A 19041-nucleotide genomic window follows, 5' to 3' on the forward strand; every position below is an offset into this window, starting at 1 on the left:
CAAATCCAGGCTGACAGGAATTGGGCTTTTATTAGAATATTTATCACTTAAGTTTTTTGACTTACTGTTCTAATTTTGCGCCTGATTTGTAAATCACTCTACCCCACTTATTAGTCTCAGACTGAATCAACCTAGAAAGCTCTTGCGGGCTTCCTGGAGCGGGATCCAAACCGCTAGCCAGCAACTTGTTTCTGACATCGGGTTGATTGAGGGCTTGACGAGTCAAGGCATTTAAGCGCTTTTGAACGCTTGGAGGAAGATTCGCTGGTGCCATGAGCGAGAACCACGATGTTGCCTCAAATCCAGGCAAGCCTTGCTCAGCCATCGTCGGAATCTCTGGAGCCGCTGGAGAGCGTTTTAAGGTGGTTACTGCCAAAGCCTGCACTTCTCCCGCCTTAATCAGAGGCAGCGATGAAGACAGATTATCAAAGAGCATGGAAATCCGACCGCTAATGAGATCCGGCAAAGATTGGGCCCTGCCTTTGTAAGGAATATGCCGAATCTGGACTCCAGTCATTTCTTTAAAAAGTTCGCCAGACATGTGCAAGGAAGTGCCGACTCCGGAGGAGCCAAAAGTAAGTTCGTTGGGTTTGGCTTTTGCCAGCTCAATCAGTTCATGCAGATTAGTCACGCCCAACTTCTTATTTACCACCAGTACATTTGGTGTGCTCGCCAAGAAACTAATAGGCGTGAAATCATTAATCGGATGAAAGGACATCTTCTCATACAGCGCGCCGTTAATAGCGTGGATACCCACTGTGCCAATGAGGAGCGTGTAGCCATCTGGCTCACTCTTTGCAACAAGGTCGGCACCGATATTGCCGCCATAGCCTGGACGGTTTTCCACGAGGACTGGGACGCCTAAACTTTGTTGCCAACTCTCAGCTAATACACGCGCCAAGATATCAGGGGCTCCACCAGGAGTAAATGTCACCACAATCCGAATCGCTTGTTTAGGCCAAGCTGTATTGGTTTTGGTGGCTTGGGATTGAGCGGTATTGGCGAGGCCTAAGCAAACCAGTAAAACTGCTAGACCCTTAAGCACCCCAGAGATGATCAGCTTGAGATCACTCACGCTAACTTAAAAACCAAAACGGGTGCGTAACCAGATCCATCCGTCATATTTAACGGGATCATCAGCACAAGGGCCAATGCCGCACTCCAAAAGCGTGGAAGCGAGGTTAGCAAAAACCAGAACAATAAATAGAATGATTAATGTATTGGCAAACAGCGAGCGAGAACGCACATCACGATTCGGCAGCATCAACAGAATCGCAAGGCCAGCCAATAAGCCAACGTATCCTACGTAGGCCCAAGTATAAAAATGCAACTCGAGAAACGTTTTCCCAAATCCTTTGTCACCCGGAAGAATATGCAAGAAAACTTGGCGCAAGGAAACCATCATCCCCGTTAAGCCGCCGATGATGCCCCAACCGTAGTGAGATGAATGCGCACCGCAACGAATATTCAGAACCAATGCAAAACCGATGATCACAAAACCCATGCGTTGCATGAGGCACAGTGGGCAAGGCAACTCACCGAAATAGAGTTGGTCCACAAAGGCATAAGACAACATGCCAATGATCCCAGCCAAAGCCAGTTGATTGCCTAGGGCAGCTAATGAAGGAAAAGAATGCTTACTCACGTTCTTTACAGACTGATCTTAAGGTGGTCCGTAGCATGAATGCGGAACCAGAACATCAAGATGCCAACAGTAATAGCAAGTGCTACGAGAGCTGCAAGGCGCTTCTCAAACCAAACTAGGACAAGACCGATAAAGGCCGTCAGGAAAGGTAGGAACATGTACATAAATGAATTCTATCGCAGGTCGTTCTAGAAGCTAAAAACAAGCGGTTTAAAGGGTCTTTTGTATAGAATGCAGTCATGAACACCACCCCACCCTGCATCGACTTCCAACTCGATGGGCCCATCGCCCGTATTACCTTTAATAATCCTGCAGCACGCAATGCCTTGACCTGGCCGATGTATGAAGAACTCAAACGCATTTGCGATGAATTAGCAAGTAAACCAGAAATCCGAGTGGCGATTTTTAGGGGTGCTGGCGATAAGGCGTTTGTATCGGGTAGCGATATTCAGCAATTTGTAGACCTCCAAGAGAATGAAGCATATGAAGTTTCAGTGGATGCAATTTTTCACTCTTTGCAACACTTACCTATTCCAACTATTGCACTGATTGAAGGATTGGCTGTTGGCAGTGGTTTACTTATTGCTACCGCATGTGATTTCAGAATATCGACTGATGATGCACGCTTTGGCATTCCAGTAGCAAAGACTTTGGGCAATTGTTTATCGCCAAGCAATCTGTCTTGGATTGCCAATCACCTAGGCGTGCCGATGGTGAAACGGATGTTGCTAACAGCAGAACTGATCAAGGCACCTGAATTACTGAACTCAGGCTACCTATACCAAACCACTACTCCTGAGGGCATTGTGGAAGCAACTGAATCTTTGGCAATCAAATTAGCATCGCTTGCACCGATCACCCAGAAGGCAAGTAAGGTAACCTTAGCTCGCATAATGGAAAGTAATTTACCGGACTGCACCGAACTCATGAGAGAGACTTACAACAGCGTCGACTTCAAAGAAGGGGTTAATGCCTTCCTTGAAGGACGCTCGCCAAAGTGGATTGGCAAGTAATTTTTTAAGAAGGTTTGCATGTATTAAACAATCTTAATTTTGAGTGGCGTAAGACCTTCGACGCTTCCCTCAAGTACATCACCTTTTTTCACAGGCCCAACACCTGCAGGCGTGCCAGACATAATCAAATCGCCTGGCTCGAGGGTGAACAAAGTTGATAAGTAAGCGATGGTGTCAGGAACATTCCAAATCAATTGGTTTAAGTTGCCCTCTTGGCGCACTTCACCATTAACCAATAGCTTGACTACACCCTTGTTCGGATGTCCGAACTGCGCAGCTGGGGTAATCGCCGCGCAAGGCGCGGATTGATCAAAGGCTTTTCCAGTGTCCCAAGGACGCCCCATTTTCTTGGCCTCACCCTGCAAGTCACGACGGGTCATATCTAAACCAACACCGTAACCATAAACATGCTCTAGCGCTTTATCCGCTGGAATATTAACGCCACCTTTACCGATAGCAACGACCATCTCGATTTCGTGATGAACATCATTCGATAGGTTTGGATATTGCATATCTTTGCCATCAGCTACGATTGAGTTAGCTGGCTTCATGAAAAAGAATGGTGGCTCACGATCAGGATCATGACCCATCTCACGGGCGTGATCAGCATAGTTGCGACCAACGCAATAAATACGGTTCACAGCAAAACGGCGGGTATCACCCACTACAGGAAGTGATGGAACGATTGGCGGATCAATAACGTATGCAGTGCTCATAAATAGCCTTTCTGATGAATGTCTTATTTTTTAATAATTATTGTGTGAATTAATTATGACATTACTTGAGTCAATGTCATTGATGACCACTACTCCGGAGCTTGAGCAGCAATATGCTGAGAGCCAAAGCGAAGGTCAAGGCATTGGCCAAGATCAAGGGCCACTTTTCAATAATGAGTCCGTAGATGAACCATAAGCCTACGCCTACGGTAAATAAGCTATACATGCCTAACGAGATTCCAGAAAGATCTCGGGTACGCCAGGATTGAATCGCCTGAGGCAGAAAAGCAATCGTCGTCAAAAATGCAGCGCAGTAGCCAATAATCTCAATTTGATGTGGCTGTAAATACATGCAATTACTGCTTTTGATTTAAGCCGGCTTTGCGAGATTCGATTTCTTTATTAATCGCTGCAAGGGTTTTTGCGTCTGGCGTCTTCCAATTGCCACCGGCCTTGTTGGCCATATAGGCTACGGCATCTGAAAACGTTTCAATTGTCATATTAGGATTACCCCCTTTAGCAGGCATTCCCCTCACACCAACATAAGCATGTGCTGTCAGAGTCACTTGACCCTCAGCAATCAAAGGAGCCCACTTGGTCTTGTCGCCAAACTTAGGAGCGTTTAAAACACCGGAGCCATGACAAGCTGCGCATACTTGCTTGTAAGTGTTTTCGCCGGGCTCAGCAAATGCTCCGAAACTGAGGGTTGATGCAGCAATAAAAATAAGGGGGCGAAAAGATAAATTCATAAGGGCACCAATGAAGGGTTAATTGTCATTCATGACAATTTATCTCAATTTTGCATTGAGTGCCTAATTGGGCGTTAGGCTAAGCCGAAGTAGCTCGCAACCCGATAAGTGATAAAGGCTGCCAGATAGGCCAATCCAAATAGATAGCTCAGCATGATGACCGGAATCTTCCATCCGCCTGTTTCTCTTTTAACGGCAGCAATCGTTGAGAGGCATTGGGGAGCAAAGACAAACCAAGCCAAAAGCGATAAGGCCGTGGCTAGACTCCAGCCTGTAGAGATCAGGGGTACCAAAGCATCGGCAGCATCAATACCAGAACTAGATAGCGCATAGACCGTTGCCAAAGAGCTCACGACCACTTCTCGTGCCGCCATACCAGGCACTAAAGCAATACTGATTTGCCAGTTAAAACCAATTGGCTCGAAGACTACGGTCAAGGCTTGCCCCATCATTCCAGCAATACTGTATTGAATAGCTGAGCCGGTCGCATTTTCTGGAGGAAGTGGAAAACTCGAGAGCGCCCATAGGCAAACCGTCATGATCAGAATAATTCCACCAACGCGGCGCAAGAAAATTTCAGCGCGCTGCCAAAGACCAATTACCAGATTACCCAAACGTGGCAAGTGATAGCTCGGCAACTCCATCATTAACGCATTCAATTGAAACTTTTCACTAGTAAAGCGTTTGAGAATCCAAGCTACGGCCATAGCACCAGCAATACCTGCAACATAGAGCAAGAATAAAACCAAGCCTTGCAAATCTAATCCCGCCCATAATTTACGCTCAGGAATAAAGGCGGAAATTAACAAGGCATATACAGGTAGGCGTGCTGAACAAGTCATCATCGGCGCAATCAATATCGTCACCAAACGATCGCGCGCATTGGAGATACTTCGCGTAGCCATAATTCCAGGGATGGCACAAGCAAAGCTAGATAAGAGCGGGATAAATGATCTACCCGAAAGACCAACCCGCCCCATTAGTCGATCCAGCAAATAAGCGGCTCGCGGAAGATAACCAGACTCTTCCAAAATGAGGATAAAGAAATACAGAATCAAAATCTGCGGCAAGAAAATCAATACTCCGCCGGCACCAGCCAAAATACCATCCACCAATAAGCTACGCAGCCAATTATTTGGAAGCGCTTGAGTTAATAAGGCACCCAACCAATCGACTCCAGTCTTAATAAGCTCCATAGGAAAGGTAGCCCAACTAAAGACAGCCTGGAAAATGAAGAAGAGGACTGTGGCGAGGATGACCGGACCAAAAAAAGGATGTAGCAACACTGAATCCAGGCGATCACTCAAATGATCGGGAATGATTTGATCTAAGCCCAGATTTTGTAATATGCGCTGAACCTGTAGGTTGTCAGACTCGGTATGAGCCGAATGATCGACAGAAGTTTCAATGCCCTCATCTATATTGCTCGCACTTAATGCGGATAAGTTTTTCCAATCGAGCTCACTCAAATAGTGTTTGAGACCATCAGCACCATTGGCATGAATACCTACCGTTGCAATAACAGGCAGATCCAACTCTTGAGACAAGGCTGCCGCATCGACATTCAAACCTTGGCGCTGGGCAACATCCACCATATTGAGCACTACGACGCAGGGTAAGCCTAGGCGCTTTGCAGATAGAACTAAACGCAAGTTGCGTCTGAGGTTCATGGCATTGAGAACGCAGAGTACGAGGTCAGGACGCTTTTCGCCTTGGGCTTTGCCATGAAGCACGTTACAAGTGACTCGCTCATCCAAAGAGCGTGGGTACAAACTATAGGCACCAGGAAGATCCAGAATGCGAATGACTTTTTCAGATTCGAGAGTTAGGCGCCCTTCTTTTCTCTCGACAGTTACACCAGAATAATTGGCGACCTTTTGACGACTACCAGTCAGTAAATTAAAGAGTGCTGTTTTTCCGCAATTGGGATTACCCAGCAATGCGACTAGGGGCTCACTTGGATAGAAATGGATCTGCGCTTCGGACATGCTTAAAGTATTTCTACCTCAACTAATCGCGCTTCAGATTCTCTTAAGGCAAATGTCGATGATCCAACTCGAATCAATATAGGGCCCTTGCCTAATAATCCCTTGCGCAAGACTTCCACCTGCTCGCCAGGAAGGAAGCCAATATCTTCCAATTGACCACGAATATCCTCGCGTTGATCACCTGAAGTGGCGATCTTGCAAACACGGGCCCTGACGCCCGGGAGAATTTCTTCGAGGTTCATGTCTAGATTGATGGGATGGATAGGTCAATTATATCCCCACATGAGAATGAATATCATTCTCTAGGAGTGATTGATGAGCTTAATCATCGCCCAATAACTAGACCGCCATCTTGATTTAAAACAAAAAGAGTCGACTTAGTCTCGTCAGGGAACGGAATATCCGTTATTACGCAGAATCTGCTTAGCAACAGGTCCTTGCAGGTAGTCATACAGCCCGATAGCAATGGATGCTGGATCTCGCTTTAAAACCATGCGCTGCTTAATCGGAGCATACAAATTATCTGGCAAGGAAATATATTGAATTTGCTGAGACAGCTCTGAAGACTTTGCTAGGGATAAAGCGGTAATGCCAACCTTGGCAGCTCCGGTGCTCACGTAGACAGCGGCAATGGAAATATTTTCTGCAAATATCACCCTACTCTGCAGCTCATCCCACAAACCGATTGCCTGAAGATATTGGACGGAGGCCTTGCCATAGGGAGCCAAATCTGGATTGGCGATCGCAATCTTCTTAGCACCTCTCAGCAAAGACTGAATGCTATCTGGATCTGAACTTAAACGAAGGCCAGCTGCTGTATTCGCAATCAGGGCCAAATGTCCTGATGCATACACCGCCCCACGATCTCGAGTTAAACCCGCTTCAGCCAATCTCAATGGATAAGCCTCGTCCGCAGAGATGAACAGCTCATATGGTGCACCATGCTTCATCTGACTTGAAAGATTGCCCGACGAGCCATAAACAACGCGAATGTTTTTACTTTGAGGATTGCTCTGACTAAAGCCCTTAAAGATCTCCTCGAATGCAGGCTTCAGGTTGCTTGCCACTGCGACTGTGACTGATTGCGCATAGGTAATAGGGCTCAGAAAACCCCAAGCCAGAAACCCCAATACGCAAATACCTTTGATCATGGAGCTAGTTTATAACCAACCAGCAATCTGCTTATTAAGACCAATCGATTTATAACCCGGGGTTTCGCCAGAGAGTGCGCGAATCTTTCGAATGAGCTTAGCAAGCTCTCTATTGGTGCCGAGCTCCTCACCCATGGCTAGGAAAAAGATTTCGTCTTTTAACTGAATAAAGTCGAGACCATTCTCAATTGCCACACTCTTGACACCCATGCCCGCATCTACTTTCTTAGCCAATATTGCCATCGCAATTGCAGAGTGCGTGAACTCCTCATTCTCATAGCCCTTAATACGATGCGGATCAATACCTTCCTTAGTTAGGATGGTATCGAGCAAGAGGCGCGTACCGGAACCCTTTTGACGATTAATAAAGCGAATCTTGGGACGCAATAGGTCCTTCGGGCTATTAATGTTTTGAGGATTACCTTTAGCGACTATCAAGCCTTGAACGCGCTTCATCACCGGAAAGATTTGCATTCCCTCTTTTTTCAGGCGCTTTGCAATAATTTGTGAGCTTTGCTGCTCAGATACATGAAAGCCTGCAATATCCACTTCATAGTTGAATAGACGCTCAAGCGCTTCACCAGATCCCGCTGTAATTAATTCAAAACCGCCGATATCCAATACGGATTTTTGAATAATGGGATCGCTACTACTAGCTAGTCGCCACTGTTTTTTTGCCTTTACCCTAAATTGAGTAAAGCCCTCTTCTAAATGAGACAGGCTGGTCTGACCCAGGCGCATTGTTTTTTGATCAAAATCGTCGGTAAATTGAATCAGGTATCTGGCATATTCAGAGAGCTGGGATCCATGCCCTCTAACCCGATCCATCAATTTAAAGCCTAAGGCCTCCTCAACATCGTTGAGCTTTTGCCAAACGTTTCTATAGGAGAGGCCCATCTTCTTACAAGCGGACATCAAGGTTTTGCCGTGCTCAATGTCTTTCAAGAGGCTGGTTAGCCAGACCAAATCCACAACAGCCGGATCTTTGGCGTTCTTGCTACCAAAAATAAGGGTGGGTCGGATCTGAATTCTCATATGTAATTTTTTGCATATTGATGTTTTGTAATATGACAGATCTTAACCGAACACCCATAAGGAAGCGAACTCAGATGAAATTCTCATTTACCCGACTACTGGCATCTGCCATTACCGCCCTAGCGCTTTTAAGCAACGCTGCACATGCGCAAGAGAAAAGCATTGTTGTGTCATCCACAACCTCTACCGAGCAATCTGGCCTCTTTGGCTTTATTTTGCCAATCTTCAAAATGAAAACCGGCATCGATGTCAAAGTGGTTGCTGTTGGAACTGGCCAAGCCTTAGATATTGGTCGTCGTGGCGATGCTGATGTCGTGTTTGTTCATGACAAGCCTGCTGAAGAAAAGTTCGTAGCTGAGGGATACTCCACAAAACGTTATGAAGTGATGTACAACGACTTTGTATTGATTGGACCTAAAGCAGATCCAGCAAAAATTGGTGGCGGCAAAGATATCAAAGTTGCGTTTCAGAAAATTGCAGCTGCTCAAGCACCATTCGTATCACGTGGTGATAAGAGCGGTACGCATGCTGCTGAATTACGTTACTGGAAAGATGCAGCCATTACAGTGGCACCTAGCGCCTGGTACAAAGAAACCGGCTCTGGCATGGGCCCTGCCCTCAATACCGCATCTGCAATGAATGGCTATATCTTGGCTGATCGCGCTACTTGGCTTTCCTTTAAGAACCGCGGTGATTTAGTCATCTTGGTTCAAGGCGATCCAAAGCTATTTAATCAGTATGGCGTCATGCTAGTAAACCCAGCTAAATTCCCACATGTGAAAAAAGCTGAAGGACAGGAGTTTATTGATTGGCTGATTTCTAAAAATGGTCAAGACGTTATTGCAAGCTACAAAATTGGTGGCGAGCAACTCTTCTTCCCTAACGCTAGCAAATAATTAGCATGAGAAATTCACACCAGTTATTTAGCGCACTTCTCTCCACTTTATTAATAGGGCTTGGAATGCAAACATCATTAGCGCAATCCAACCCTCCAAAAGTGGAAGCTACTTATGGTCAAGGCGCCAAGAGCTTTAAATTGGCAACCGGCAGCCCTGGGGAGTTAGGCCTACTGCAACAACTGGGTGAGGCTTTCGACAAAAAGGAAGGCGCACGTTTGGTCTGGATCAAGGCCGGAAGTGGTGCCTCCCTTAACCTGCTGAAAACGCAGCAGGTAGACATGATCATGGTGCATGCACCAGAGGGCGTCAACAAAGCAATTGCTGAAGGATGGGCAACTGGCAGAACGTTAATTGGCTCTAACGAGTTTTATATCGTTGGGCCTAAAGCAGATAGCGCCAAAATCAAATCTGCTAGCAGTGGCGCTGATGCTTATGCAAAGATCGCCAAGGCACAGGCTAACTTTATCTCTCGCGGCGATAAATCAGGCACACACCAGAAAGAAATGGATATCTGGAAGAAGGCTGGGATTACACCTGAAGGAAATTGGTACATTGTGACCAATGACTTCATGACAGCCTCGCTTAAACGGGCAAATACTGACAAAGCGTATTTCATGACAGATAGTAGTACTTGGGTGGCGGAGAAAAATGTTGCGCCTGATCTACAGATTCTGTATCGCGGCGATCCCTACCTAGTAAATACCTATGATGCTTTAGTAGCCCCCGTCGGCGCCACTGAGAACCGCGATATTGCCGCTAAGTTCATTCAATTTGTGGCCTCTGATGAAGGTCAGGCCATTATTCGCAACTACGGTAAGGCGCAGCACAAGGAAGCCCTTTACAATGATGCTGTCTACGCCAAACAATACGTTCACTAGGAGAAATCATGGAACTTAAAGTCAAACTCAGCGCACGTAATACTCTCAGCGGTAAAGTTGTTGAACTCAAAATGGGTCAAACCACTTCTCACGTGAAGTTAGATATTGGTGCTGGCCACATCGTTACTGCCTCTATTACTAATGAGGCTGTTGATGAACTCAAGCTCAAAGTTGGTGATCAGGCTTGGGCAGTAATCAAAGCTTCTGATGTAATGATTGCTAAAGACGCTTAATCTTTAGCTGATAAGCAAAAGGCCCGCAATGCGGGCCTTCTTTCTTTACTGCTCCAGCAGGATTAATGCTTAATTAGTTTTTGATACTTATTTCTTTGGTGTTACGAAACCAATTGCTGTGTCGTCAACGAATTCAACCATTACGTCGTCACCAGCCTTGAATTTCTCAAGACCTAAAACGCTTTGGTCTACTTTAACTTTTTGCTTCTCGCCTGATGGCAATGTGAATGTCACGATACGAGTTTTTGTATCAATTGTGCCGATCTTCACTGTTGCATAAACAGTGTCAGTTGTTTCTTCAAATGGCTTAGCAGAACCTTTGCCTGCGATCACTACTGAACGAACACCTGAAACACCTGGTTTTGCATCTTTAGGAGCAGCAACTAAACCAACTGCAATCGCTTGAGCATGCTCAACAACAAATACATCGCCCTTCTTCACTTTATCCAAATCATTTACTTGCTTGGATACATTCATTTGAGCCAAGTTACCGTTAGAGTCCTTCAGAACTACGATGCGCTTCTTTACGTCCACTGAATCAACAGTAGCAGTCAATACAATTGCTTCAGCTGCCAAAGGCAACATTTTTGCTGGAGCTTGAGCGAATACTGAACCTGCAACAACTAAACCGAGTGAGGCAACTAATGTAGCCAATAAAGATTTCTTCAAGATAACTCCTAGATAAAGGTTTGTAAGGGGCGCCAATCCTCTGACACCGCCTTTTCATTTTAACCATGAAGTGATTTGCTTATAGGCCTTAGAGCTAATATTTAGAGTCAAAATAGGTGCAATTTGCTACATTGGAGGCTGATTGGCTAATTTGCCTCCATATATATAGATAGCAGAGAGATAACGCGTGATCTTGATTAAATCCTGGCTCGATGGCAAAGAAGAGGCCTATTGCATTCGAAAACGCGTATTTATCGAAGAGCAAGGCATTCCAGAAGAGATGGAGCTCGACGAGTACGACCCACTCGCACAGCATGCTCTAGCGCATCTGAACTCGGAATGCATTGGGACGGCTCGCCTAGTCACCCCACCTGGGAGCATTGGAAAAGTTGGACGAATTGGACGTATGGCGGTATTACCGATGCATCGAAGACAAGGAATTGGAGGAAGATTGCTGGGCGCCCTGCTAGAGCTGAGTAAATCCCAAGGTATTTCCCAACTGGAATTGCACGCCCAACTATCGGCTATCCCGTTTTACGAGAAATTTGGATTTATTGCACAAGGTGATATCTACGATGAAGCTGGCATTGCGCATCGCGATATGATTCTATATATCTAATAGCACCTGGCCACTATGACCCAATCAAGCAACCCCCCTTTCCTCTTTCGTGTTTGCTACTCGGATACCGATGCAGCAGGATTTGTATATCACGCGCGCTATTTAGAGATATTTGAAAGAAGCCGTTCTGAATGGCTGCAGCAAAGAGGCTTAAGCCCAACAAAATTGGTCAATGAATTTGGGATCGTTCTTCCCGTCCGAGAAATCACGATGAACTTTCATAGACCGGGGCGCTTAGATGATCTCTTAAGCATTGACCAAATCATCGAGCACCGTGGTCGCACCCAAATTGCGGTAAAGCAAACTGCAAAACGCATTGTCGAAGGGATGGAACCAGAGCTTCTTGCTACCGCATTACTGCACATTGTCTGTGTTGACACTACCACCCTAAAACCAAAGGGTCTGCCTGACTGGCTCTTTGCAGCAGATCAATAACATCACTACTGAAGAGACTTCAATGCAAGAAGGCAAGCTACTGACTTTTGTGAAAGAACTCGCAACACTTCTAGAGAGCAAGCCGAGTGAGGAAATTGTTCTCTCTAAAGGGAAAAAGCTCTTAGAAAACTTAATTCAGGTTGATGACTGGTTGCCAGAAGAATTTTGCAAACCACATCCTCAGTACTACCAGCAATACTTGCTCTATGCAGATCCACTGGATCGCTTTTCAGTAGTCAGCTTTGTTTGGGGCCCCGGTCAAAAGACACCATTACATAACCATACCGTCTGGGGCATGATTGGCCAGTTGCGAGGGCAAGAACGCAGCGCCGACTATTACCAACAGGCCGATGGCAGTTATAAAGCCGGTGAGTCATTCCTTTGCCACCCAGGTCAAGTTGCTACCGTATCCCCCAAAACACATGACATCCATGTGGTCGAGAATGCTTTGAGTGACCAAACTTCCATCAGCATTCATGTATATGGTGGAAACATTGGTCGCATCCAGCGCGCTGTGTTTGACCCTATTACAGGCGCAGAAAAATTATTTGTCTCGGGATATGCCAATTCAGTGATGCCAAATCTTTGGAATGCAGCCTGATAGCTTAAAATAGCGACTCTTTCTGCAAACACTCCAAGTGTGGCAGCTCACCCCATTGGCCGGGATAGTCGTTTAATTGAATACGGGCCAATATTTATTTGGTCCCTATGTTATTTACAGATCTTGGTTTATCAGAACCCATTCTTCGCGCTATTAATGAAGAGGGTTACACCAGCCCTACCCCCATTCAAGAAAAGTCTATCCCTGCCGTATTAAAAGGTGGAGATTTACTTGCTGCCGCTCAAACAGGCACCGGTAAAACCGCTGGCTTTACCCTGCCGATTCTTCAGCGCTTAAGCACTACAGCAAAAGCAGGTGGCAAACGTCAGTTACGCGTACTGATTTTGACTCCTACCCGCGAGTTAGCCGCCCAAGTTCAAGAGTCTGTTGTGACTTACGGCAAATACACCGGCCTTAAATCCACCGTGATCTTTGGTGGCGTTGGCGCGAATCCACAAATTAAAGCAATCGCTGCTGGGTTGGATATTTTGGTGGCAACACCAGGTCGCCTGCTCGACTTAATGTCGCAGAATTGTGTCTCACTTGCCAATATTGAAATCCTCGTCTTGGACGAAGCAGATCGCATGCTGGATATGGGCTTCTTGCGTGATATCAAAAAGATCTTGGCTGCATTGCCAAAGCAACGTCAGAACTTACTATTTTCAGCAACTTTCTCGACCGAGATCAAAGCATTGGCCGATGGTTTACTGAATTCACCAGCCTTGATTGAAGTAGCACGTAGCAATAGTACGAATGAGGCTATTGCTCAGCTGATTCACCCAGTAGACAGAACCCAAAAGCATCCATTGTTGGCGCATCTGATCAAAACCAATCAGTGGCAACAGGTTCTCGTATTTACTCGCACCAAGCATGGTGCCAATAAATTAGTGACACAGTTGGAAAAAGATGGCATTACTGCGATGGCGATTCATGGCAATAAAAGTCAAAGCGCGCGTACCAAGGCTTTGGCAGAATTTAAAGATGGAAAGATCACCGTCTTGGTTGCCACCGATATTGCGGCGCGTGGCATCGACATTGACCAACTTCCCCATGTCGTGAACTATGACTTGCCAAATGTATCTGAAGATTATGTTCACCGTATCGGCAGAACCGGTAGAGCTGGCTCAAATGGTGTTGCAGTATCTTTGGTCTGCGTTGATGAACATCAGATGCTCCGAGATATTGAAAAGCTCATCAAGCAAAAACTGCCGCAAGAAGTGATTGCTGGATTTGAGCCAGATCCAAATGCCGTAGCGCAACCTATCCAATTACGCAGCCAACAACACCAACAATCGCGCAAGCCTAGGCCTGGTAATGCTGGCGGCGGCAATGGTGGAGGCAAGCCGGCTGCCAAGCGTGGTAGCCCACCTAAGCGCAGTTTCAATCGCTAGTTTTAGTAAAATTACTACCAATAATTAGATCAACTTTCTAAACTACCTAAATACTTTAAAAACATGACTATTACTCGTCGCTCAGCTATTAAAACCATCGCAGGTGCATTTGCACTGCCGACACTCAATCCAATTACAGCCGCCTTTGCTCAAAGTGCGCCTAACTGGACTACTTATGAAATTACTACCGAAGTCACGCTTGAGCCACCTAATGGTGCTGCAGAGGCATGGATCCCGTTGCCACTAGTAATGGATACAGACTACTTCAGAACCATCGCTATCAAAACAGATAGTCCAGATCCTAAAGCGGTAAGCAAGATTTATGAGACTCCAGATAAACAGGCGCGCATGATGTGGACTCAGTGGGATAAGTCAGCTACAAGTCATACTGTTCAAGTCTCTATGCTGGTTAGCACGCGTAATCGTCATTTGGAGTTAGCCACCCCAAGTCCAGCTTTAAAGCTGTCTATAGAAGAGCAGAAGTTTTGGACACGTGGAACGAAATACTTACCGACAGACGGTATTGTGAAAACTACGGCACAGCAATGCATAGCTAACCTACCAGCTAATGCTACTGATGTTGAAAAAGCGAAGGCTATCTACAACTGGGTGGTAGACAACACGCACCGCAATCCTAAAACACGAGGTTGCGGGCAAGGCGATGTGAAGCTCATGCTGGAAACAAATAATCTAGGTGGTAAGTGCGCCGATATTAATGCTGTCTTTGTTGCGCTAGCTCGCTCAGTCGGCGTTGCCTCACGCGATGTATACGGCATTCGTATTGCAGACTCTGCACGTGGCTATAAGAGTTTAGGCAAAGCTGGTGATATCACCAAGGCGCAGCATTGCCGCGCTGAGTTCTACGCCACGGGTTTCGGCTGGGTTCCAGTTGACCCTGCTGACGTTCGGAAAGTCATCCTTGAAGAAACTGGTGGTCTAGCTGTAAATGATCCTAAAGTATTAGCAATTCGTGAATACCTCTTCGGAAACTGGGAAATGAATTGGATGGCTTACAACTATGAACATGACATCACCCTTCCCGGCTCCAAGCTTGGTAAAAATGGTGAGATTCCATTCTTGATGTATCCCCAGGCAGAAAATAAAGAAGGTCGCTTCGATTCCTTGGACCCAGATAACTTCAAATACAAAATTACCAGCCGTCGCATTAGCTAATTTGTATTGAAGATATCCTAAGTGAAAAGTAGCTCACTGCAACAGACAACGAGAGGCATCGCCCTCTCGTTTCTTATTGCATTTATCAGCCTGATTGAATCCAATTCAGCGTTTGCTGAATGGCGAGCGCCTAGCTATGTAGGGCTTACTCAAACACCCCCAATTGAACTCAACAATCTTTCGGGGCAAGCTGTAGATTTAAGCAAGTTCAAAGGCAAAGTCGTCTTAGTTAATTTTTGGGCAAGCTGGTGCGAGCCCTGTAGAGAAGAGTTTGGGGAGTTAATTTATCTTCAAGAAAAGTATGGGCCAAAGGGTTTTAAGGTATTGGCTATTAATCTTGCTGAAATGAAACCTCGGATCAATCAATTTCTCAAGGGCAATAACATCTCAGATAGTTCTATCGAAATCTTATTGGATCGCAATAGCGTAAGCTATAAGAACTGGCGGGCACGCGGTCTTCCTACAAGCTTTTTGGTTGGCAAAACTGGCAAAGTGGAAGCTGTTTGGGTTGGATCAATTGATAATGCCGATAGTGATGAAGTCAAGGGTAAGATTGAGTCCCTGCTTCGCCAGCAATAAACTCCAACATCAACTCGAAAACCATCATCACGACTGATACCATGACCATCCCATCACAAGAACCCCGCTTAACCTCCCTCTCACATGGCGGCGGTTGCGGTTGCAAGATTGCTCCTGGCGTTCTTTCAGAAATCCTGAAAAGTGTTCCGCAGTTACCTTTTCCAAAAGAGCTCTTGATTGGTATTGAAACTTCAGATGATGCTGCTGTGTATCAAATTAATGAGTCTCAGGCGATTGTTGCCACAACCGATTTCTTCATGCCGATCGTTGATGATCCATTTGACTTTGGCAAGATTGCCGCCACCAATGCCATCAGCGATATCTATGCGATGGGTGGCACACCGCTATTTGCATTAGCTCTCGTTGGCATGCCGATTAAGGTGCTTTCAAATGCCACGATTGCCCGCATTCTTGAAGGTGGTGCTGAAGCCTGTAGATCAGCAGGCATTCCGATTGCGGGTGGACATACGATTGATTCTGTTGAGCCTATCTATGGCTTGGTTGCGATTGGCATTGTTGATCCTAAGCGCGTTAAGAGCAATGCAGCGGCTCAGGCTGGAGATGTCTTAATTTTAGGTAAACCACTGGGCGTTGGTATCTTGTCCGCAGCACTTAAAAAGGATCTCTTAGGTGACGCTGGTTATCAAGAGATGATTGCCAACACGACCAAGTTAAATTCTGCAGGTCCTGATCTTGCGAAATTACCTGGCGTACATGCACTAACTGACGTTACTGGTTTTGGTCTTGCTGGCCACACCTTGGAATTAGCTCGAGGCTCTAAGCTCACCGCTCAAATTCAGTGGAATCAGGTTCCCCTGCTTTCCAATGTTCAGAGCCTAGCTGATCAAGGTGTCATTACCGGAGCTTCAGATCGTAACTGGCAAAGCTATGGAGCAGAGGTTCGTTTACCAGAACAATTTAGCCCTGCACAACAAGCACTATTAACGGATCCTCAAACTAGTGGCGGCTTACTCGTCTCTTGCAGCGCAGATGCTGTGAATACTGTTTTAGAAATCTTTAAACAGCATCACTTTGCTAGCGCTTGTGTCATTGGGCAAATGACCAACAAAGAAAATCAGTATCTAGAGGTATTGCTTTAATCCGCCTTTAGATTAAAGACGCTCGAGAAATCAAGCTGGCCATTTCCTGCTTTGCTGTGCGCTTCGTACAGCTTGCGGGATAACTCTCCTAATGGAACACTTGCCTCTAGATCGCCAGCATTTTCAGTGGCCAAGCCCAAGTCTTTCAACATGAGATCTACACCAAAGCCCCCTGCATATCCTTTTGAGGATGGCACGTTCTCCATCACTCCAGGGCACGGGTTATAGAGCTCTAAAGCCCAATTGCGACCAGAGCTCTTAGACATGATGTCGGAGAGTACTTTGGGGTCCATGCCATTAGCGATTCCTAAGCGCAATGCCTCACTTGTTCCCAGCATCTGAATGCCGAGCAACATGTTGTTGCAGACCTTAACAGTTTGCCCACTGCCACTTGCACCCGCATGAAAGATATTTTTGCCCATCTTTTCTAATAAAGGTCGAGCACACTCAAGAGCTGAAGCATCACCACCCACCATAAAGGTTAAGGTCCCCGCCTGAGCGCCTGCAGTTCCACCAGATACCGGGGCATCGATCATGGCAAAACCTTTGGCTTTTGCGGTAGCGGCTACAGCCTGCGATACCTTTGGCGAAATCGTAGAGCAGTCAATGAGTAAGGCCTTTGGATTGGCCGTTGCAAGCAAGCCAGCATCACCCAAATACAAAGCCTCAACATGACGTGAGGCTGGGAGCATACTAATGATGACATCCGCATCCTTGGCGGCCTCTGATGCACTCTGTACAGGAATACCGCCACCAGCCTTGAAAGCATCAAGCTGGGACTGGACCAAATCAAAGCCATGAACCTGATGTCCTGCTTTAATTAAATTGAGAGCCATTGGCAGGCCCATATTACCCAAACCTAAAAATGCGACTTTCATATACGCCTCGTATGAGATAGTGAAGTTCTAAGATCTCACTATAGCTTGCTTATAAACTTGCTGGATAAATTACCGGGAGCTGGAATGACAACTAAAGTGATTGGCCTGATTCAGTTAAATGATCCGGAGGCATTTGAGGAGTACCGGTCTCAGGTAGGAAATACGGTAGCCCTCTATCAGGGGAAGATTAGCTCACGAGGATCATTCAATGCCTTCTTCTGGAATGAATTGCATTGCGATTCCTTTAGTGCATTTGTTGAGCTGGAGTTTCCGGATGTGGAGCACTCTCAGTCTTGGGTTAATAGCCCTGAATATCAGAGCTTGCTAGACATTCGGAGCAAAGCTATGAAGCTCACTTTATTTTCAGTAAGTATATAAAAAAATAAAGCCCGGCTCCTTTTGGGGGCCAGGCTGAATTCAATCCAGAGTAAGAAGAATTACTTCTTAGCTTCCATCGCTTCTTTAGCGGCTGTAATTTCTTTACGACGCTCTTTGCATGCGCCAGCAATTTCTTGCAGAGCTTTACGAGCACGCGCAGCAGATGCCTTAACGCCCTTTTCAATAAACTTTTCGTTTTCCGCTTTGTAAGTTTCGAAAGCAGCCAACAATGTATCGTGTTGTGACATCTTGTCTCCTATATGTCTGATCAAAGTGTGAGTACTGAGCTCGGAATCAGTATATCCCTAGAAAAACCAGAGGAATTCAGGGTTGATATCAGGGATAACTCTTATATCTAGCAAATCCTCTAAATTAGGGAAAACTACTAAAAATAACGGAGACAAACGTGAAAATCAGAAATATTCTTGTTTTATTGGCTGGCGCGCTACTTAGCCTGCAATCCTTTGCTCAGGCTAGCAATTGGCCAATCCCCAATAAGCCCATTACCTTCATTAACCCATTCCCCCCTGGTGGTGCTGTGGATGCTTTTGGGCGCCCCCTAGCAAAGCAGCTATCTACGCAAATGGGCACATCAATCATTGTCGATAACAAAGGTGGCGCTGGCGGCACTGTTGGTGCAGCAGCAGCTGCAAAAATGGCTCCAGATGGCTATACCTGGCTTCTTGGCGCAGTGCATCATTCAATTGCTCCAAGCATGTACACCAACCTTTCTTATGACATCACCAAAGATTTTGAGCCAGTTGCCATCATTGGTAGCGTGCCCTGAATCGCTACCAATATCCTAGACACTTGCCAACCTCGCTTGGTACTGCTGTTCAAATCTTACCGGAGAAAGCCCATTGTTGTAACTATGGCGTCTAACCGGGTTGTAAAACATTTCGATGTAATCA

General features: G+C 46.0%; 27 protein-coding genes. 13 read left to right on the forward strand and 14 right to left on the reverse strand.

Annotation, left to right across the window (positions count from 1 at the left end):
- Positions 1-61: 61 nt before the first annotated feature.
- From ICN30_RS08000 to ICN30_RS08010, 3 genes are read right to left on the reverse strand one after another with little or no spacing between them, the layout of a single operon-like run.
- Entirely contained in the window at positions 62-1075 is a 1014-nt protein-coding gene (locus ICN30_RS08000; RefSeq protein ID WP_370626616.1) for a Bug family tripartite tricarboxylate transporter substrate binding protein, read from the reverse strand.
- Positions 1076-1081: 6 nt separating this feature from the next.
- Positions 1082-1645 (reverse strand): disulfide bond formation protein B, encoded by a 564-nt coding sequence (locus tag ICN30_RS08005; RefSeq protein ID WP_216274642.1) that lies wholly within the window; start codon positions 1643-1645, stop codon positions 1082-1084.
- A gap of 5 nt (positions 1646-1650) precedes the next feature.
- Positions 1651-1809, reverse strand: coding sequence for a DUF5993 family protein (locus ICN30_RS08010; protein ID WP_216274644.1), 159 nt, complete (start codon positions 1807-1809; stop codon positions 1651-1653).
- A gap of 75 nt (positions 1810-1884) precedes the next feature.
- Here ICN30_RS08010 and ICN30_RS08015 point away from each other — a divergent pair, with 75 nt between their 5' ends.
- The gene (locus ICN30_RS08015) at positions 1885-2658 is read left to right on the forward strand and encodes an enoyl-CoA hydratase/isomerase family protein (protein WP_216274646.1); all 774 of its coding nucleotides are present in this window, start codon (positions 1885-1887) and stop codon (positions 2656-2658) included.
- A 23-nt stretch (positions 2659-2681) separates the two neighbouring features.
- Here the strand turns inward: ICN30_RS08015 and ICN30_RS08020 are convergent, their stop codons facing one another.
- The 7 genes from ICN30_RS08020 to ICN30_RS08050 form a co-directional block, all read right to left on the reverse strand.
- Positions 2682-3374 carry a fumarylacetoacetate hydrolase family protein gene (locus tag ICN30_RS08020; protein ID WP_216274648.1) on the reverse strand — a complete coding sequence of 231 codons (693 nt, stop codon included), beginning with the start codon at positions 3372-3374 and terminating at the stop codon, positions 2682-2684.
- 76 nt (positions 3375-3450) lie between these two features.
- Positions 3451-3726 (reverse strand): SemiSWEET transporter, encoded by a 276-nt coding sequence (locus ICN30_RS08025; protein WP_216274650.1) that lies wholly within the window; start codon positions 3724-3726, stop codon positions 3451-3453.
- A gap of 4 nt (positions 3727-3730) precedes the next feature.
- A complete protein-coding gene (locus ICN30_RS08030; RefSeq protein WP_216274653.1) occupies positions 3731-4123 on the reverse strand; it encodes a cytochrome c5 family protein in 393 nt (130 codons plus the stop codon).
- 74 nt (positions 4124-4197) lie between these two features.
- On the reverse strand, positions 4198-6111 hold the full coding sequence (locus ICN30_RS08035) for a ferrous iron transporter B (RefSeq protein ID WP_216274654.1): 1914 nt from the start codon (positions 6109-6111) through the stop codon (positions 4198-4200).
- A gap of 2 nt (positions 6112-6113) precedes the next feature.
- A complete protein-coding gene (locus tag ICN30_RS08040) occupies positions 6114-6353 on the reverse strand; it encodes a FeoA family protein (RefSeq protein WP_216274656.1) in 240 nt (79 codons plus the stop codon).
- A gap of 144 nt (positions 6354-6497) precedes the next feature.
- Positions 6498-7262 (reverse strand): molybdate ABC transporter substrate-binding protein, encoded by a 765-nt coding sequence (gene modA / locus ICN30_RS08045; protein WP_216863413.1) that lies wholly within the window; start codon positions 7260-7262, stop codon positions 6498-6500.
- Positions 7263-7271: 9 nt separating this feature from the next.
- Positions 7272-8297 (reverse strand): substrate-binding domain-containing protein, encoded by a 1026-nt coding sequence (locus ICN30_RS08050; RefSeq protein WP_216274657.1) that lies wholly within the window; start codon positions 8295-8297, stop codon positions 7272-7274.
- A gap of 74 nt (positions 8298-8371) precedes the next feature.
- Here ICN30_RS08050 and ICN30_RS08055 point away from each other — a divergent pair, with 74 nt between their 5' ends.
- The 3 genes from ICN30_RS08055 to ICN30_RS08065 are packed head-to-tail and all read left to right on the forward strand — an operon-like array spanning position 8372 to position 10307.
- A complete protein-coding gene (locus ICN30_RS08055) occupies positions 8372-9193 on the forward strand; it encodes a substrate-binding domain-containing protein (protein ID WP_216274658.1) in 822 nt (273 codons plus the stop codon).
- Between the two features lie 5 nt (positions 9194-9198).
- Positions 9199-10074 (forward strand): substrate-binding domain-containing protein, encoded by an 876-nt coding sequence (locus tag ICN30_RS08060; RefSeq protein WP_216274659.1) that lies wholly within the window; start codon positions 9199-9201, stop codon positions 10072-10074.
- Between the two features lie 8 nt (positions 10075-10082).
- Entirely contained in the window at positions 10083-10307 is a 225-nt protein-coding gene (locus ICN30_RS08065; RefSeq protein WP_216133578.1) for a molybdopterin-binding protein, read from the forward strand.
- Between the two features lie 87 nt (positions 10308-10394).
- Here ICN30_RS08065 and ICN30_RS08070 read toward each other — a convergent pair whose 3' ends face one another.
- Positions 10395-10976, reverse strand: coding sequence for a hypothetical protein (locus ICN30_RS08070; RefSeq protein WP_255533172.1), 582 nt, complete (start codon positions 10974-10976; stop codon positions 10395-10397).
- Between the two features lie 187 nt (positions 10977-11163).
- Between ICN30_RS08070 and ICN30_RS08075 the strand changes: the two genes are divergently transcribed.
- The 7 genes from ICN30_RS08075 to selD all read left to right on the forward strand — a co-directional run bounded on the left by ICN30_RS08075 (position 11164) and on the right by selD (position 16874).
- A complete protein-coding gene (locus ICN30_RS08075) occupies positions 11164-11595 on the forward strand; it encodes a GNAT family N-acetyltransferase (protein ID WP_216274660.1) in 432 nt (143 codons plus the stop codon).
- Positions 11596-11610: 15 nt separating this feature from the next.
- On the forward strand, positions 11611-12030 hold the full coding sequence (locus ICN30_RS08080) for a YbgC/FadM family acyl-CoA thioesterase (protein ID WP_216274661.1): 420 nt from the start codon (positions 11611-11613) through the stop codon (positions 12028-12030).
- A gap of 22 nt (positions 12031-12052) precedes the next feature.
- Positions 12053-12631, forward strand: a complete 579-nt coding sequence (locus ICN30_RS08085) for a hypothetical protein (protein ID WP_216274686.1) — start codon at positions 12053-12055, stop codon at positions 12629-12631.
- A 107-nt stretch (positions 12632-12738) separates the two neighbouring features.
- Complete coding sequence (locus tag ICN30_RS08090) at positions 12739-14022, forward strand: DEAD/DEAH box helicase (RefSeq protein ID WP_216274662.1); 1284 nt, start codon at positions 12739-12741, stop codon at positions 14020-14022.
- 63 nt (positions 14023-14085) lie between these two features.
- A complete protein-coding gene (locus ICN30_RS08095) occupies positions 14086-15195 on the forward strand; it encodes a transglutaminase family protein (protein ID WP_216274664.1) in 1110 nt (369 codons plus the stop codon).
- 21 nt (positions 15196-15216) lie between these two features.
- A complete protein-coding gene (locus ICN30_RS08100) occupies positions 15217-15774 on the forward strand; it encodes a TlpA disulfide reductase family protein (protein WP_216274666.1) in 558 nt (185 codons plus the stop codon).
- 41 nt (positions 15775-15815) lie between these two features.
- Positions 15816-16874, forward strand: a complete 1059-nt coding sequence (selD, locus tag ICN30_RS08105; protein ID WP_216274668.1) for a selenide, water dikinase SelD — start codon at positions 15816-15818, stop codon at positions 16872-16874.
- On the opposite strand, the gene mmsB is transcribed toward selD, so the two are convergent.
- Positions 16871-17752, reverse strand: a complete 882-nt coding sequence (gene mmsB, locus ICN30_RS08110; RefSeq protein WP_216274670.1) for a 3-hydroxyisobutyrate dehydrogenase — start codon at positions 17750-17752, stop codon at positions 16871-16873. The two genes, selD and mmsB, sit on opposite strands and share 4 nt — an antisense overlap.
- An 84-nt stretch (positions 17753-17836) precedes the next feature.
- On the opposite strand from mmsB, the gene ICN30_RS08115 reads away from it, so the two are divergent.
- Positions 17837-18130 (forward strand): DUF1330 domain-containing protein, encoded by a 294-nt coding sequence (locus ICN30_RS08115; protein ID WP_216274672.1) that lies wholly within the window; start codon positions 17837-17839, stop codon positions 18128-18130.
- A gap of 59 nt (positions 18131-18189) precedes the next feature.
- On the opposite strand, the gene ICN30_RS08120 is transcribed toward ICN30_RS08115, so the two are convergent.
- Positions 18190-18378 (reverse strand): hypothetical protein, encoded by a 189-nt coding sequence (locus tag ICN30_RS08120; protein WP_173942993.1) that lies wholly within the window; start codon positions 18376-18378, stop codon positions 18190-18192.
- A gap of 158 nt (positions 18379-18536) precedes the next feature.
- On the opposite strand from ICN30_RS08120, the gene ICN30_RS08125 reads away from it, so the two are divergent.
- On the forward strand, positions 18537-18917 hold the full coding sequence (locus tag ICN30_RS08125) for a Bug family tripartite tricarboxylate transporter substrate binding protein (RefSeq protein ID WP_370626617.1): 381 nt from the start codon (positions 18537-18539) through the stop codon (positions 18915-18917).
- Positions 18918-18932: 15 nt separating this feature from the next.
- Here ICN30_RS08125 and ICN30_RS11760 read toward each other — a convergent pair.
- The coding region (locus ICN30_RS11760; protein ID WP_370626583.1) for an IS3 family transposase at positions 18933-19041 on the reverse strand (109 nt) is incomplete at its 5' end.

The sequence above is a fragment of the Polynucleobacter sp. 31A-FELB genome (assembly GCF_018882405.1).
Lineage (GTDB): Bacteria > Pseudomonadota > Gammaproteobacteria > Burkholderiales > Burkholderiaceae > Polynucleobacter.

What these genes read in the sequence shown, in the direction of transcription:
- ICN30_RS08065 (WP_216133578.1), top strand. Translation starts at nt 10,083, where the DNA reads ATGGAACTTAAAGTCAAACTCAGCGCACGTAATACTCTCAGCGGTAAA.
- ICN30_RS08095 (WP_216274664.1), top strand. Translation starts at nt 14,086, where the DNA reads ATGACTATTACTCGTCGCTCAGCTATTAAAACCATCGCAGGTGCATTT.
- ICN30_RS08015 (WP_216274646.1), top strand. Translation starts at nt 1,885, where the DNA reads ATGAACACCACCCCACCCTGCATCGACTTCCAACTCGATGGGCCCATC.
- ICN30_RS08060 (WP_216274659.1), top strand. Translation starts at nt 9,199, where the DNA reads ATGAGAAATTCACACCAGTTATTTAGCGCACTTCTCTCCACTTTATTA.
- ICN30_RS08115 (WP_216274672.1), top strand. Translation starts at nt 17,837, where the DNA reads ATGACAACTAAAGTGATTGGCCTGATTCAGTTAAATGATCCGGAGGCA.
- ICN30_RS08035 (WP_216274654.1), bottom strand. Translation starts at nt 6,111, where the DNA reads ATGTCCGAAGCGCAGATCCATTTCTATCCAAGTGAGCCCCTAGTCGCA.
- ICN30_RS08050 (WP_216274657.1), bottom strand. Translation starts at nt 8,297, where the DNA reads ATGAGAATTCAGATCCGACCCACCCTTATTTTTGGTAGCAAGAACGCC.
- modA (WP_216863413.1), bottom strand. Translation starts at nt 7,262, where the DNA reads ATGATCAAAGGTATTTGCGTATTGGGGTTTCTGGCTTGGGGTTTTCTG.
- ICN30_RS08055 (WP_216274658.1), top strand. Translation starts at nt 8,372, where the DNA reads ATGAAATTCTCATTTACCCGACTACTGGCATCTGCCATTACCGCCCTA.
- ICN30_RS08030 (WP_216274653.1), bottom strand. Translation starts at nt 4,123, where the DNA reads ATGAATTTATCTTTTCGCCCCCTTATTTTTATTGCTGCATCAACCCTC.
- ICN30_RS08040 (WP_216274656.1), bottom strand. Translation starts at nt 6,353, where the DNA reads ATGAACCTCGAAGAAATTCTCCCGGGCGTCAGGGCCCGTGTTTGCAAG.
- mmsB (WP_216274670.1), bottom strand. Translation starts at nt 17,752, where the DNA reads ATGAAAGTCGCATTTTTAGGTTTGGGTAATATGGGCCTGCCAATGGCT.
- ICN30_RS08025 (WP_216274650.1), bottom strand. Translation starts at nt 3,726, where the DNA reads ATGTATTTACAGCCACATCAAATTGAGATTATTGGCTACTGCGCTGCA.
- ICN30_RS08080 (WP_216274661.1), top strand. Translation starts at nt 11,611, where the DNA reads ATGACCCAATCAAGCAACCCCCCTTTCCTCTTTCGTGTTTGCTACTCG.
- ICN30_RS08120 (WP_173942993.1), bottom strand. Translation starts at nt 18,378, where the DNA reads ATGTCACAACACGATACATTGTTGGCTGCTTTCGAAACTTACAAAGCG.
- selD (WP_216274668.1), top strand. Translation starts at nt 15,816, where the DNA reads ATGACCATCCCATCACAAGAACCCCGCTTAACCTCCCTCTCACATGGC.
- ICN30_RS08020 (WP_216274648.1), bottom strand. Translation starts at nt 3,374, where the DNA reads ATGAGCACTGCATACGTTATTGATCCGCCAATCGTTCCATCACTTCCT.
- ICN30_RS08090 (WP_216274662.1), top strand. Translation starts at nt 12,739, where the DNA reads ATGTTATTTACAGATCTTGGTTTATCAGAACCCATTCTTCGCGCTATT.
- ICN30_RS08010 (WP_216274644.1), bottom strand. Translation starts at nt 1,809, where the DNA reads ATGTACATGTTCCTACCTTTCCTGACGGCCTTTATCGGTCTTGTCCTA.
- ICN30_RS08085 (WP_216274686.1), top strand. Translation starts at nt 12,053, where the DNA reads ATGCAAGAAGGCAAGCTACTGACTTTTGTGAAAGAACTCGCAACACTT.